Below are 16,919 nucleotides of genomic sequence, written 5' to 3' on the forward strand. Positions count from 1 at the left end.
TAATGATGAAAAAGATAAAAAAACTACTTATTTCCAGTGTATTTGTTAGTGCAGGTGTATCTGCTACAACAATTGCTTGTGGAAATCCTGAAACCAAAAATCAGCAAAGTTTTGATGGAAATGTTGAAACAGTCAATGTGAATAACAACTCAGCAGTAATAAAAATAAAGTTATTTAAAACTTATAAAGCTACTGATATTTCATTACATTTAAGTAAACCAACCCAATATGATATGCCTAATATCAGCATCTTATCTAATATTTTAACTGTAACTTTTGAAAACATAAAAGCAGATACACAATATCAAATTGACCAAATTTTTGCTAATGGAAATGAATTAAAATTTTCAGATTCTGATAAAGCTAAATTACAATTTAAAACACCTAAAAATCAACAAGATGTAAAAACCGATGCAAACATCATAAGTGTTGATTCAGATTCTACAACTGCAACAATCACATTAAAACTAACAAACAAAAATTTAGATGCAAGTAAATTATCTGCTACTTTAAATCCTACTGCACCAGCATCAATTACATCAAAAGATGATGTAATTACTATTAAATATACCAACCTTACTCCTAATACTGATTATAATTTATCCCAACTTAATATTGATAATACAGTTTTAAAATTATCAAATAATGATCAAAATAAATTGTTCTTTCATACAGCATCTATAAGTACTGATCCACAGATTACTCAATTATCTCTTTCTGATGATAATAGCAAATTATATGTAAAACTTGCTAATGTTGATGCATCAATGTTTGCAAATGAAGCAAAAATTAAATTTAAAAATATTGCTCGCACTCTTACATCGAAACTATATGATGCAAATACACATTTACTTACTTTTGATATTTCAAGCATTACAAAACCTGATAATAATAAATTAGGTATTTCATATTTAGAAATTGCATCAACTCAATATCACAGTAATTTAACCGTTACATTTAATACCTCGAATAATCAAGAAACCAAACCATCAAATCCTATAACACCACCAGATAATCAACCAGGTGGTGAAAATCAAGGGGGACAAGATAATTCACAAACAAGTCAAGGTGGTTCGAATAGTGAACCACAAAATCCAAGTAATCCAAGTGAACAAAACCCATCTGATGAAAATGCTCCAGGTAATCAAAATCCATCAACTACTAACCCTGATGAAAACAGTAAACCTGTCGAAAAACCAAGGCCAATTAAAGATGAATTTACCATTAATTCTATTGATGTAACTGATATTTCAAAAACATCAGCATCGTTGCGAATCTCATTCGCATCAAATAGTAGATTACATGATGCGAATGTGCATACCTTTGATGCATCATTATCTAATTCTAAAAGTTTACAAGTTACAAATTATACCGAAGGTAATAATTTGTATTTGAATTTTTCAAATTTATCATCCAATACAACTTATCAACTTATATCCTTAAAATTAAATAATGTTGCTTTAAATTTACCAAGCATCAATCCAACATTTAAAACATTAGATATTAATGCTAAAGCATTCGTAAGTGATAACTTTAAAAAAGTTTTTAACGATTCACATATCTTTGGGATGTATAGCAAAGATTTAATAAATGTAAATACATATACAAACACAACTGATTCAGAAATTAAAGCAGATAATTCATTAACTAAATATTTTTCATTCATCGATGGTAGTGATTACAAACATGTTGATAAAGATGTTTTAACTCCACCACAAACAACTCAAATAATTAAGTCTACTATTGCTGATAATACCATTAAATTAGAAATCAAGACTGTTAATTTAGCAAATAATACATCACTTACTTTAAAATATAAAAAAGCAAGCAAGGATTCTCTTGATTCAGCAAGTGAATCAACTGTTAGTGGAACTGTTAATAATAATTTAGTTACTTTTACAATATCAAATTTAACTACAAATGATTTTGTAAAAATAACAGGTTTAAGTAATGGTTCAACTGCTATTAACCATTTTAGTGGATTAAATACTATTTATGAAAATAAAAACTATACAAGCGAATCAAGTGCTTTTAGTTTTAGTAGTGAGAATGATTTTCAAGCAAAAAGATATTCTAATGGTGGTGTTTTGCTCGAATTTACTGCAGCAAAAAAATCTGATAGTTCAAATGTAGATTTTCCGCAATATTTTATTAAATATAAAGATAATAATACATTTAACTACAAACAATTCGGAAGATCTGCGATCGATGGTTTACCAAATGTTAAAAAATACAATGTATATTTACCACCAAATAATGCACATATTTTTGATAATTATGTTGACTTAGTTTTACAAAAAAACACTGGTGGATATAGCAAATACTACGATGTCAAAGGTTTTCCTGGATTTAATAATTCATCAGGAACACTTACAAATAACTATAAAAATCCTGTTTTAGATATTTTATCTTCTAAGGTAGAAAATAATAAAGTTGTTGTTACATATTCACAAACTGTTAATGATACTATAAGTTCAATTAAGTTCTTGGTAAAAAACTTGAACCCCTTTGATCCATATTCAAAACTTATCGAAGCAACAGTAGATAAAAATAAAAAAACTGCATCATTTGATACATCAGTCTTACCTAAAAACATCTCTAAATATATCATTACTGCTGCACAAGTAGGAGATGAACAAACAGGATTTTCATTTTTAGATAAATATAAATTTAGCACCAGTGTTTCAACTAAAACCTTTAATTTATCTAAATTTACAACATATTTAGATGAAAGTAATAAAAAATTATACGGATCAGCAAAATTTGATTTTGCTGATGAGGATCTAAAGTTGTTCAAAAACAAATGAATTGTTTTTGAACTAAATCCCGAGATTAAAACAGGAAGTACTGAAGCATACGAGTATGTTTTACCGCCGACATTAAAATTGATTGTTCCATTTGAAAAATTATGAAAATTCCAAATTTCTGGATACTTTGAGAATGCTAAATATACTATTTCAAAAATTTATGCAACCGAGAAACAAAGAATGGATATGTATTATGATAAATTTAGTATTCCTGCTAATGTCGAAAAATCATTTAGATATCATTTTAATTATTCATCAAACGGAAGCAGTCCTTATTTATTAACTGATAATTCTGAAAATACTATGACAACAACATATTCAGATAACGATTTAATCACTCAAAATAAAAACTTAACCGTTGATGACTTAATTGGTTATTGAATGAAAGATGAAACAAAAAACAAAATCCCTTATTCATTGCAAAATCATTTTGCTTTGGTTGAATTTGAGCGAATGTGAAAATATCGTAAATTAGAAGATGATAGTACAAAAGAAAAAAAGAACTTTATTTTAGTTGATGATAGTGGTAAGCAACTTGACTTTTTCTTCTTTACACCACGTGAAATTCTTTCTCATACTATTTTTAATTTTGGTAATAACCATCATTCTATTTGAATTGAAAAAGACTTAGATGAATATAAAAACTGAGAAAACTTTAAAGATGATGTATATTTTACCTTTAGATTTGAATTAGAAAATACTAAAATTATTATGAGTAAAACTAACCGTAATTCATCTGTTCCAGTTCCAAGAGGACTGCTTTCGTTTGTTAATGTTTCAGTTTCTTTTAAAGAACTTTTAGCAAAACATACTATTAATGATGCTACTTTTACAATTACTCCAAGAAATGAAGATGCATTGTTTAATCAAACTTTATTTGCAATGATGAAAGATCGTTATTCATTTAAAGTAATTTATGATGAATCAAGTAAGAAGTTAAAATTAGAAGTTATACCAAAACATTCAGATATTTATTTTACCGATATTTTATCAGAACATATTTTGGCTAATAAGTCATCTGCTTTTGTTGGAAATGTCTTTTTAACAATGAATTATGTTGATGATAAAAATAACCCAACTAAAAATCCAACTTATCAAGGAAAACCACTTAAAGATTCAATGTCGGTATCATTAACTGAAACTATTCAATCACGTCCACAAGCACAAGAAGAGGCAAAAACTGTTGCTTCATACGATAAATTCCAACAAACAACTAAACTTAAAAGTGAAGATGGCATAGTTAAACGTTTATATTCTGATGATACCTTTAATGTATTAACTGATGTACGTCGAAGAACTTTTGCTTTTGATTATCATGGTCGTGGAACCTGAGGATTATTTAATAAGGTAAAACCTGATGATGCAAGTGATCATCGCTACTATATTGTATCCAACTCACATAATATCGATTTATTAGACGATGCTAATGCATCATGAGTGCGAAATGGACAGAGTTTAGATGGATTAGATATTGAACGTAGAACTAGAAATAATATATTATCTCCAATCTTTATAAAAAAACCGACTGATACTTCAACAGAAGAAAAGGAACAACCAATTTTAGAAGGTCTTGGTTTAGGACAAAATATGATCAGCAATTTAAGTATAGAAATTGTTTCACACTTTTTTGCTAATGGTAAAGATATTGAAGATTCATACAAAGATCCATATTTTAAAGACTTTCGAGATAATTATGGTAATGAACTTAAAAGAGAAGAAAAATATTCCGATGTCGATGTAGCTATTATTGATATTTCATGATTTGAAAATAACTTTGCAGGTAAAAATATCGATGATACTAATTTTACTTTCCAAGGACAAAAACTTACCGAGGATCAAAAGCGAATTATCAAATTCTTTTTAGATTGAAAGAATGCTAAACCAATTAAAATCTCAAATGAATTATTACATCAAAATGCTTATAATAATTTAAACTGAATTGTCGGTTCGATGCCCGGACAAAATTCTAAAAACCCTGATTCACCAACAGGAACTGGTAAAGCACGCTTTCGTGAGTATTTATTAGGTAATTTTAGATACCAAGGAAAAATTAACAGTGTCGGTTCTTTAAACCATCAAAATGATACCATTGTGTATGGATGAAACAGTGTGGATTTAGCTGCTGGTTCATCTGGATCAAATGTTTTTGATAGTCAAGGTAATTTAGCTGGTTTAGTTACCCAAGATCAATATGGTGCTACCGCTAAAGAAGGAACTGCATCAATTATGCTACTTGATGGCCAAAGAATTGGATATATCGGAAACGGACATCATCCACAAAACCCATATTCATTTTATGAAAAAATACGTTTACTTTCTTACTTATTCCCTGAACGCTATGGAGCAAAAAACTTTTCTGAGCAACCTGCTGATTTATTCTAAAAAACACCACATTGGTTGTGGTGTTTTTATAATCAAAAAGCAGCCTATACGGCTACTTAGAGATTATTTCTTACGCTTTTTCATAAATCACCATACAAAGATTCCAACAATACTTAAAACAACTAATGAAGCAACAACAGCACCTATAATAGCAACGCTATTACTTGATTTACCAACAGGTTTTTTATTTTCTTCTTCTTTTGCTTTATCTTTTTGCGCTTGTTCTTGCTCATTTTTTGTTTTTAGATCATTTTCAAACTTTGTAAGTTCTGCTTTAAAGTCGCTAAGTGATTGTAAGGTTTTGGTAAGATTTTGATATTTAGTTTTCAAATCTTGAGCTTGTGCATTATTTGCAGGAAGTTTTGCAAGCATATCTTGCACTTGTTTATCAAGAGTATCGAGTTCTTTTTGCTCTTTTTCAGCTTGTGCATCACGATCTTGTTTTTCTTGGGCTAATTGTTTATTAATTGCATCTTTAACTGCTTTAAAATCATTAATATCAGTGATTGAATTAATTTTGAAATTAAAGGCTTCTTGTTTATTTGTGTCAGTTACTTGTTTATTTAAATCAACTACTTCTGCCTTAGCAGCATCGAATGCTTTTTGGTTTTGAACTTCAAGATCATAAGCATTATTTGCATTGGCTGTAACAGTATTAAACTCTGAAACTTCCTTAGCAGCTTCTAATTGCTTAATTAGATTATTACGTGTATTAACATCTTTAATTTTAGCTACGGCTTCAGAAGCATCTGCGTAAGCTTTTGCTCGCTTATCTGCTAGTTGCTTAGCTAAATTACTACGGATTTGTTTGATAATGTTGCTAATATCATCTTTGGTTGCAGATGATATTTTGCTTGCAAAATCAGCTTTATCATCTAAATTAGCAAGCAATGAATTAGCAAGGGTTTTAGCAGCTTCTAATTGATTTTCTGAAATTACCAAACTTTCTTGTGCTAATTCCATTCGCGCTTGTGCATCTTTGATATCTTGTTCACTAACACGGTTAATATCTTGTTGTGAGTTTTTAATTTGATTAAAGACTCTTAGATAGTTATCATATGAATCAGGTGTATAAAGATTATTAGTATTTTCAATTTGCTTTTGAGTTAGTTGTTCATAGTAGTAGATTAAACGATTACGTTCTGCAATTGATTTTTGAGTTAATGCTTTTAGATTAGTTAAAGCATTATTTACTTGATCTGCTGTTACATTAGGATTTGCAATAGTATAATGTTGCGAATCAACTAAGTCATTTAATGCTGAAGCAAGTGAACTAAAGCGATGTTGGTAGCGATCGGTAAATGCATAGGTGTTATTTTCTAAATAATCATTGTATGCTTTTAGCATCTTAGAACGATTCGAAGCAACTAGTTCTGTGAATTTAGTTTTATATTGGTTATTTAAATCGCGGTATCCAAGTGGATCAAGATCATCAGTTGCTAACTTAGTATTAATTTGATCTACAATTGCTTTTAAAGCTTGATAAGATTCATTAGTATAGTTAATTTTATTTAAGGTTCCAAAATTATTAACATTAAGCAATGCTTGTTGATATGGAAGATCAGATTTTACTAATGCATTTTTAGCAGTATCGTATGCACTTGAAAGATTAGTTGCATCAGCAGTAGAAATATTACCTTTATTTTTAAGAGCATTTTGGATATTTGATAATGCTACATCATATTGAGCAAATGAATCTGGAGTATATAAAATATTATCAGTATTTGTTACAGGTTCTTTTATTTTGGTTTCTAAATCAGATGTATTAGTTGCTTTTGTAACAGCTGAATTTTTAATACTATCTGCCATCGCTTTAATTTCATTAACAGTTTGTTGGGTTAATAATTCATCAGTTGCAGCAGCAGTTGTAGCTAATGCTTTAACTTTATCATAACTTGCTTTGGTTGCATCGGTTCAACTATCATATTCTGCTGGATTAGTTTTAATGGTATCTAAATCAGTTTTAGATGTATTGCTAGATTGATTTTTGAAGAATCCAATAATTTCAGCTATCTTAGGTTTATTAGTAGTTCATTTAATTTCAATTGACGTGATTGCTTTATTACTTTCTCTTGGTACTTTAAATTCAACTACATTATTAAATAAAGTTCCTAATTTAGTTTGTGTCGCAGCAGCAGATGTGCTAGAAGTATCAATGATATTTGCATATACTTCAGCATTTGAAGGAACGCCTTCGCTTACTATTCTTAGATCACGACGGTCGAAATAATCTTTTTCCACATATCATTTAATATTTCCATTATCTGATTTAGGTTCATAATAACTATGGATGTCTGCATCTAACATCTTATCAGGTGTGGTATTTTGTGAAGTTTCTGAATATGAATTTCCGGTAAATCTTGGATCATTATCAGCTGCTACATATTCACCATCATTGACTAAAATTTGATTAAAGGTTAATTTACGATCTGCTGGATAATTTGCTTTAATAGTAAATTTAATGTATCTAGCTTTAGTATTTTCAGTTATATTAGATGAAGCTCAATATTTTACATCTGGATGGTTTGGATCATCTGTTGCATTAGTAGTTTCACCTAATCTCGAATTTGAATCGGTATCAGTAGTAGAATCACCGATGGTTAACACATCAGTTCATGAAGAAGAAGAAGAATTAGTAGTAGCTACACTAACAACCAAATCTCTCGGATAGTCTTTGGTATATTTATCAGCAAAAAGTTTTAATGATTTTAAAGTTACTTCGCGACCCAAATCAAAGATTAGATTATCATCTTTAACAGGTGGTTTAGCAAAAATAACTTTGCTATTATAATCTCCATCAAAAGCATTTTTTAAGGTTCCAAAATCAGCATTTAAGGTTCCTGAAACAAAACTTCCATATGGTTTATATTCGACAATATGTGCTTTTAAATCTTTAAATTGCATTGATATAACACTACTTGATTCATCAGTTTTGGTATTCTTGATACGGACATAACGCATCTGTGTTGGAGATGCTAAAGTATCGGAAGTCATATCAGTTCAGATGTATCCATCGGTTGAGTATTGTGTTTTTAAGGCTGAATCTGGCGATGTTCCGATGTCTTTATTAATAGTATCAACAGTATAAATATTTCCTAGATCTAATCCCACACTTTCATCTTTATTTAAATTAACAGCAGTTGCGGTTTGTGGTGTTGTTTTATTAAATAATTCAAAGGTATCACCATTTCTTTTGGTTAAGAAGTTATCATTTGATGCTGGATGTGATCCAAGATACTTATCAGTAGGTTGTTCGATTTCAGTATAACTAATATCACGAATTCTCCAAGGAGCATCGATAGTTTTATTTGCTTTAATACGTACACCGATAACAAGTCCTCATGCAGATGGGATTGATACTTGTTGGTCTTCAGATACTGATGTTAATTCAACTTTATTAGTATCTGGTGTTTGATCATTTATCTTAGGAAGAATAATAAGATTTGGAACTAAACCACTTGGGTCTTGTTTGATATTCAATGTAGATAGTTGCACCGGACGGGTGAATTCGATATCAAAATAATCATTTGCTTGGATGTTTTTATCACTAGCAGCATGATCGATAATTGCTACAGTATTTGGATTTGAATCAAGTGCATTATTAAAACTACTTGAACGATCTGGTGTTAAGGTTGATGAAATTGATAATTGTGGTTTAGCCTTATAATTTGGTCCATAAACAGCGATATCATTAATTCTTCATCAATGATTTGTAGTTGAATTTACTTTAAATCTAAAATCTTGTGCATTTGCATAACCACTGATTGCTAGGATATTAGAGTTATTATTATTAGTATTTAATGTAGTTGAACCAAATTGTTTTCATTGAGTAGAAGTATTAGAATCAGATGGATCTTTATACTCAACAGTGATTGATGATACGACATCGGTATTAGTAGTTCATCCTTGTTGTAGTTGGATTTCAGTAACAACTTGTTGTTCATTTAAAGAGAAACCTAAGGTTTTACCTTCAGAAATTTTATCATCATTTGAACCAGTGTTAGTTTGTGGGTTTGAAAATTGTGATTCAGTTGTCTTCATTCCATCGAATAAATTAGTAGTATTATTATTTTTATTAATTAAAGTGGTATTGGTAGAATTATATGTTACATTAGAATATTTTTGTGGGTTTTGTGGGTTTGGACGAAATTCTAATAAACGCATCCATTTTTTTTGTCCATTACCTGTTTCTTGATTAACTAATTTCACTGCAATTACATTATCAATTGGACTAAAAATAAAATCTTTTCCGTATACATCATTATTTGTATAAGAAATATTAGTAGTTTGATTATTAGGTGAAGTATATGATGTTATATAATTTCAATCAGTAGAACCTGCTAATTGATATTGTAATTTTGAAGTTAGAAAATAATCTTGATTATTTGCTCAGAATCTTAGATGAACCCCTCATAATGTAGTTGGTTCACTAAACTTAGCACCGATGTAATCTCCAGTTTTTAGAGTCGACATTGTTCCATCATGTGAATTTTTATAAATAATTTGGTTAGTATTAAATGGTTTGAAAGCATCTTGTAGGTTTGTAGAACCAAATGGATTTTGCATATTAGTTATAAATGTAGTGGTATGTGTAGTTGGTTGTAAAGTATATCCATCAATTTTACTGTCTGCTCAGTTCATTAATACATCAGCAAGTGGTTGGATGTATTGAACAGCAGGTTCTACTTGGATTAATTGTCCAGATAACACTACTTTGTAATGATTACGAGCATCATAAATTACATCTTTTGCTGCTTGCACTAGTTGTACAAATTCATCCTTGTTATTATTTTTAAATTCAATAACGGCTTGTAATAATGAAGAAACTCCTTTAGTAAGTTGTTGGAAAGATTGTAATCATGGTTTGATTTCAACTAAAAGTTGCTGGATATCTTTTGATGTTAATAAAGTGTTTAAAGAATCTAAAATAGTTTGAAAAGGTTGAATCAGTGGATTTACATCTGTTGCTGTCACAGTATCATTATTTAGTTTTTGAACTAATGTATTTATAGGTTGTTGGATATTTGCTGATTCATCTAAATCTGGTTCTGGACTAAAAACTTGTCCTTTGTTAACAAGGTGTTTAGCTACTTCTTTATATGCTAAAGAAACTGGTGAATCTTGCTCTGAGTTATTAATTGAATGTTTAAATGCTGCAGATAATACCTTATTAATTTCATCATCAGTTTTTCATTTCTTTCATCCATAGTTTGCTCCACCAAACATTGCAATCTTTGATGCTTGTTCATATGGAGATGCATTTAAAAATAATCCTGTAAATTTAGTAGTATCTGGATTTGGTTTTAAAAATGCTTTATAACCACCTAATATTAATTTAGATTGTGTAGTTTCTGTATACGGTCAATTAACTCAAAGAATCGGACTGTTCAATGTATAAGATTTAGATGATTCTGAAGAATTAGTATGGTTGATATATGAGTTAGTAAATGTATCATCTACAGTTCGTTCACTTCCACCACCCATAATTACTTGAACTTCTGATGGGAAGTCTTTAAAATATTCTTCTCCAGTTCCAGAATATTCATTAACTAAATACGGAAGAGTAACTTTTAAATCTGGATAAACTTGTTTTTCTAATTTCAATCAAGCAACTAAATCTGATAGTAATTTTTTTTGCTGTGTTTGACTATCGTTGTTTTCTGGTGTTGCTCCAGTACCAGATGCACCTTGCCCTGAACTGTTTTCAGAAGCATTGTCTGTTGCTTGTGCAGCAGGAGCAGGACTAAGAGTATTAGTACTTTGGGTGCTTTCAAACGGTTTATTAGGTCCATCGGCAACTAATCCAACTTGACGTACACCAGCATCGATAACTTGTTTAAACTTAGCTTTAAGTTTTTCAAATTTCTCTGCATAGTTTGCTTTGGTAAATGCATCAGTTCCTACAAAAGGATTTAATGTATAAATAAAACTTACCTTTGTTGCAGCAGATGTAGAAGCTAAATCCTTAATTTTGGTTAATTCTTCTTCTGTGTTTAATGTAAATCATTGACTGTTTGTTTTTAAATCATCCTTAGGTGCATAAAAGTATGCATTAAGTTTATAGTAACTTCCCCACTTCATATAATCTTTAGAAGCATCTAATGATCATCCATCACCATAGTATCCTTGGATAATTCCACGGGTTGCTACATCAGCTCAGTCCTTGATTTCAAAGTCTCTGATTTTGCTTCCATCAAGTTGTTTAAAGATATGTCACAAGGTGGTAGCACCATCAAAGGCTGCCTCGGTATTTTTAGCAACTAATGCAATGTAATTAGTGGTATAGTTGCTATCTTTTACTGATTTGGTATCTAATTGATATGATTCAATTTTTGAATCTAATACAGTATCAAAGGTGATTCCAAGTGATTTAATTTGGTTATCAACCAAGTTATCAGAATCATTTCTGATTCCTACTAAAATATTTGTCTTACCAGGGATAACTCTGCGAGTTTGACTATAAGTAAGATTTTTGAGTTTTAAAACTTCCTTGAAGCGATTTATGGTTGCATTATCAATACCGTCTTCAAAAACGATATTTACATCATTAGAGATTAAAAAATCTGAATTTTGATATGTAATGCTTTGTACTCCAGGGTAAATTTCATATGTAGTATTATTTGATGTTGCGGGCGAACCAGCTGACACACCAACTGAGATACTTGCTATCAAACCGACACTACCGGCTGCTGCAAGTAAAGTTTTAACTTTCTTTTTTAAATTCATATTACCTCGAATAAATATTAAAGGTATATAAATATATTGAAACTATATATAAGTAAAATTACTCAACTTATATATATATATATATATATACGGACTAATTATAGCATTTTTGAAATAATATCTATATTAGCAGCAAAATATTTATCATAAAAAATGATAAATTTTAGCAATTTATCTTATTTATAAGAATCAATGATTAAAATAAGATATAATTAAAAATAAAGGAAAAAAATGAAGTATAGAATCTTAGATTTATTTTGTGGAGCAGGTGGATTTTCATTGGGATTTGAACAAAATACTAATTTTAAAACATTAATAGCAGTAGATTTTGATCAAAATGCTACTAATACTTTTAAAAATAATTTTCCTGATTCAGAAGTTATTTGTGGTGATATATCTAATATAGATATCAAAAAACAGATAATCAAAAAATCAAAAGATGTTAATATTAATATGATTATTGGTGGCCCTCCATGTCAAGGATATAGTCTCAAAGGAAAAAAATTAGGATTTGATGATCAAAGAAATTTCTTATTTTTAGAATATTTTGATATTGTAAAAAATATAAGTCCTGAGATTTTTATCATTGAAAATGTTAAGAATCTACTGAATGCACAAAAAGGATATTTTATTAAACAAATTTATCAAATGTTTACAGATTTAGGTTATAAAGTTTCTTATGGAGTTTTAAATGCAAAGAATTTTGGGATTCCACAAAATCGTGAACGTGCAATTATTATTGGATGCAAAGATAAAGAGATTATGCTCCCCAAATCTAATATTGATAAACACATAAGTGTTTATGATGCTATTTCTGATTTAAATTATCTGAATTCTGGTGAAGGCAGTTTTCAAAGCGAGTATCTATATAAACCACTAAGTAGTTACCAAAAAAATCTAAGAGGAGATAAGTTGTATAATCATATTGCAACTAAACATTCAAATATCGCTTTAGAAAAACTTGCTATGATACCAGAGCAAGGGGATAAAAGTTTTTTACCTAAACACCTATGAGGTAAACAACAATTCAACACTACATGAGCAAGATTAAAATGAGATGATGTATCCCCTACAATCGATACCAGTTTTGATACTCCATCAAATGGAAGAAATTCACATCCGGTATTAAATCGCGCTATTACTTCAAGAGAAGCAGCCAGAATCCAAAGTTTTCCAGATACTTTTATTTTTTATGGTCCTAAAACAAGTATCTGCAGACAAATAGGTAATGCAGTTCCTCCAATGCTTGCTAAAGCAATAGCGGATCATATTGATTTAGAAATGGAAGAGATTAATGCAAGAAAAAATTAGAATCCATCATGCTGATGCATATGAGATAATAAATCAGTTTAAAAAAGAGAATATTAAAGTTAATCACATTATCTGTGATCCACCTTATAATATTTCAGCAAAGCATAATTTTAATACCTTAAATAACCCACGACAAGGTGTATATTTTGGATTATGAGATATTAATTTTGATTTGTTTTCTTGAATTAAACCTTATTCAAAGTTAATTGATAAAAATGGAAGTTTTATTATTTTTTGTTCGTATAAATATATAAGTTTCATCATAAAAGAATTAGAAGAGGCAGGATTTATAACTAAAGATGTTTTATTTTGACAAAAGAATAACCCGATGCCCAGAAACATCAAACGTCGCTATGTGCAAGATATGGAATTTGCCATCTGAGCCGTCAAAAAAGGTGCAAAATGGGTTTTTAATAAACCTGATGATAAAGTCTATTTACGATCCTTGTTTTCTTTCCCAATTGTATCAGGGAATGAAAGAAGTAAACACCCGACTCAAAAAAGTTTAGCATTGATGCAAGAAATTATAAATATTCATACAAATATAGATGATGTTATTTTAGATCCATTTATGGGGAGTGGGAGCACAGGAGTTGCCGCGATAAAAAATAATCGAAAATTTATTGGTGTAGAAATTGATGAAAAATATTATAAGATAGCAGAAAAGAGATTATTCGATGATAAAAGTTAGTAAGTTATTGGATCAAAATATTCATTCTTTTTTATACGGGGAGTTAATAAGTAGAATTTTAGTTTCAAAAGATAATAAATACTTTGCCGTTGTTAGTTAATATCAAGAATCTAAGAAAATTAATTCGTCAAAGCAAGAATTTTTAATGTATTCTAATCAATATCTACAATTCATTAAAAACCTAGATACTAGATACAACTGAATTGATTATCATGAATATACACAAAACTATAAATATACTAATTTTGCTTTCAATGGAAAAGAAAAAGCTATTTTGTTAATACAAAACGATTTAAATTTAACTGAAAATAATCTTTTTAATCGTTTATATTCTAAGATTTTTCAAACATCAGATTTTAATGAAAGCGAAAGTATAACAGGACCTAAAAAATGATTTATTAGAGGATTTTTTGAAAGTAGAGGTAGCATAGATACATCGCTGAATTTTTTAAGTATTGATTTATTTTATAACAGTAAATTTTAGCTCAATAAGATCAAATTATTAACTGATGTATTTAACCTGCATTTCCCACTTAAGTGGGATTTTTTATTTGATTATTTAACTCTCTTATATATAAATATATAAGAGAAACTTGAAAATTATTTTATTTTTTTCTTACGTTTTCTTACTGTTATGTTATAATTTTATTATGAAAAATGAATTAAAAGTTTTTAATGTATCAGGAAATAAAAAAGGTATCACCTATAAGTATGTAGGTTGATACAAAGGGGAAGGTGATAGAAATTATGTGCGATGATTTAGTCTAGGACTGATAAGCGAACTTGAAAAAATTAACAAGGATGCAATGAATATACTAAAAAGAAGAGTAAAGAAATTTTCAAAAAATGATAATCCAGATCTTGTAAAGGCTGCATTGCTAAGTTCGCTTAGAGAAAACCAAATTAAAGGTGTACATATCAAAATGGGAAATAAATTAATATACGAATTGATAGATGAATACAATATATTTAACTGCATGTCACAGCAAGAAAAGCATAAAAAACTTAAATATGTTTTCTATTATTTGATTTCTCGTAGAATTACCGAACCATCAAGTATTTTACGAAGTTTTATTTCTCAAAAAGAATATATAGAAAGTCAGGAAGTTTCAAAAAATACATTCTATAGAACCTTAGATTTTGTTGCAGAAAACCAAAATACACTCTTACAAAAATTAAATGAAATGGTTTTAAAGAAAACAAATAGAAGCGAGAGTGAAATTTATTTTGATTCAACAACTGTTTATTTTGAAACCTTTAAAAGAAAAGGTTACAAGAAAAATGGTTATTCTAAGGATGGCAAATTTAAAGAAGATCAAATAGTTATAGGTTTGGCTTGTGACCGAAATGGAATACCATATCACATCAAAATATATCGTGGAAATACAGCTGATCCTAGAACATTTATCCCTTTTATTTTAGAAGTTCAAAAAACTTATAATGTTAATGATTTAACTGTTGTAGCCGATCGCGGAATGAGTACTAATTCTAACATTAGATTTTTGGAACAAAAAGGATTTAAGTTTGTTATCTCGTATCGAGCAAGAAAAGGGGGTAAAAAATTCAAAGAATTATTATTAGAAAAAAGTGGATATATACAACTAAATAATGATGTTGTTTATAAAGAAGAAATAGCAATTTCAACTTTTCATAAAAAACGACCTAATGGACATCTTCGTCGAAAAATCATTACATATAGTATAAAAAGAGCTAAAAAAGATAAAGTTGACCGAGACAAGATGATAGAAGATTTTCAAAAGAAACTTGATAAAAATGGATATATAGATCCAAGTAAAATGATTTCAAGTTATAAATGCCAGTTTTTCAGACAAGTATCAAATCTAAAGTTTGAACTTGATGTAGATAAAGTAAACAGACATAAAGAATTTGATGGAATTTATGTTTATGAAACTAACTTAATGGATGAAAAAGTAGATAAAATAATGAATATTTATAAAAATCAATGAAAAATTGAAGAAAATTTTAGAAGTTTAAAGACTTATTTAGAAATAAGACCTGTTTATGTTTGAGTTGAAGAACATATCATCGGACATATGTTAATATGTTTTGCATCATTAGTAATATTGAAATTTCTTGTTTATCTTTTCAAAGAATTTCATATGAAAACAGGTATTTCATATGAAATAACAGAAGAAAAATTAATAAATCTTATTTCTAATGTTTCGATTTCAAACAAAGTTGATATATACACAAATGAAGTTATAGAAAGTATAAGAAACGAAATTACAGGATTTAATTTCGAAGAAGGTTGAACACTTTTTAATGATTACTGTGAAACAGTAAGAAAAAATTATTAAAAAAATTCGTTTTTGCCTATGTTTAAGGCTTAAACGATTTTTTAATACATTAAAGTGGGAAATTCAGGATTATTAACTGATGTATTTAATATTCCGATATCAGTTTTAAACATAAATTTTAGACAACTACAAAAGCAGTTTGTTGAAAATATTAATCGACGAAACACACAATTAAGAATTAATTTAAAGTGATATATAAATCAAATCAGGATTATAAATAACTATAAATTTAAAATCATTTTAAGTAATTATTCGTTTGGTAAAGCTATAAAAATAGATGAATTAAATTTTATTGAATGTCAGTTGTCATATCAGAATAAACCTAATAAATTAAATTCTGTAATTGATTTCTTTATTTCTCTGGTTTTAGATAAAGATTTATCATCATATGATGTTAAAAAACTAAGAAATGAATTATTTAAAACCGAATCATTAGATATAAAAGTAAACCGTAACAAACAATTAGTATCTTACATTTTGTTGAATACTCCTGATGTTTGTTATGGGTGCATCAATCGATATCCACTTGAACATAGAACTTTTATGCATAAGAAAACAGGCAGAAATTATTTTGAAATTCATCATAATATTTCACTTTCAAATAATCAGATGCTAGATAACATAGATAATCTGGTGAAATTATGTCCTGTTGTCACAGTTGCTTAAAGAAAAATGTCGGAACTG

General features: G+C 28.7%; 7 protein-coding genes. 6 read left to right on the forward strand and 1 reads right to left on the reverse strand.

Going from position 1 to position 16,919, the window contains the following annotated elements; genetic code table 4:
• The first annotated feature begins 5 nt into the window (after positions 1-5).
• Positions 6-5,189 carry a hypothetical protein gene (locus ACXYRK_RS01130; protein ID WP_458617640.1) on the forward strand — a complete coding sequence of 1,728 codons (5,184 nt, stop codon included), beginning with the start codon at positions 6-8 and terminating at the stop codon, positions 5,187-5,189.
• 63 nt (positions 5,190-5,252) lie between these two features.
• On the opposite strand, the gene ACXYRK_RS01135 is transcribed toward ACXYRK_RS01130, so the two are convergent.
• On the reverse strand, positions 5,253-11,915 hold the full coding sequence (locus tag ACXYRK_RS01135) for a beta-N-acetylglucosaminidase domain-containing protein (RefSeq protein ID WP_458617642.1): 6,663 nt from the start codon (positions 11,913-11,915) through the stop codon (positions 5,253-5,255).
• Positions 11,916-12,146: 231 nt separating this feature from the next.
• On the opposite strand from ACXYRK_RS01135, the gene ACXYRK_RS01140 reads away from it, so the two are divergent.
• The 5 genes from ACXYRK_RS01140 to ACXYRK_RS01160 all read left to right on the forward strand — a co-directional run bounded on the left by ACXYRK_RS01140 (position 12,147) and on the right by ACXYRK_RS01160 (position 16,901).
• The gene (locus ACXYRK_RS01140; protein WP_458617644.1) at positions 12,147-13,226 is read left to right on the forward strand and encodes a DNA cytosine methyltransferase; all 1,080 of its coding nucleotides are present in this window, start codon (positions 12,147-12,149) and stop codon (positions 13,224-13,226) included.
• Complete coding sequence (locus ACXYRK_RS01145; RefSeq protein ID WP_458617646.1) at positions 13,210-13,917, forward strand: DNA-methyltransferase; 708 nt, start codon at positions 13,210-13,212, stop codon at positions 13,915-13,917. Before ACXYRK_RS01140 ends, ACXYRK_RS01145 begins: the two co-directional genes overlap by 17 nt.
• 145 nt (positions 13,918-14,062) lie before the next feature.
• Positions 14,063-14,401, forward strand: coding sequence for a hypothetical protein (locus ACXYRK_RS01150; protein ID WP_458617648.1), 339 nt, complete (start codon positions 14,063-14,065; stop codon positions 14,399-14,401).
• Between the two features lie 166 nt (positions 14,402-14,567).
• Positions 14,568-16,235 (forward strand): IS1634 family transposase, encoded by a 1,668-nt coding sequence (locus tag ACXYRK_RS01155; RefSeq protein WP_458617650.1) that lies wholly within the window; start codon positions 14,568-14,570, stop codon positions 16,233-16,235.
• Between the two features lie 54 nt (positions 16,236-16,289).
• A complete protein-coding gene (locus tag ACXYRK_RS01160) occupies positions 16,290-16,901 on the forward strand; it encodes a hypothetical protein (protein WP_458617652.1) in 612 nt (203 codons plus the stop codon).
• Positions 16,902-16,919 lie beyond the last annotated feature (18 nt).

This window comes from Mycoplasma sp. AC1221 (assembly GCF_054353815.1).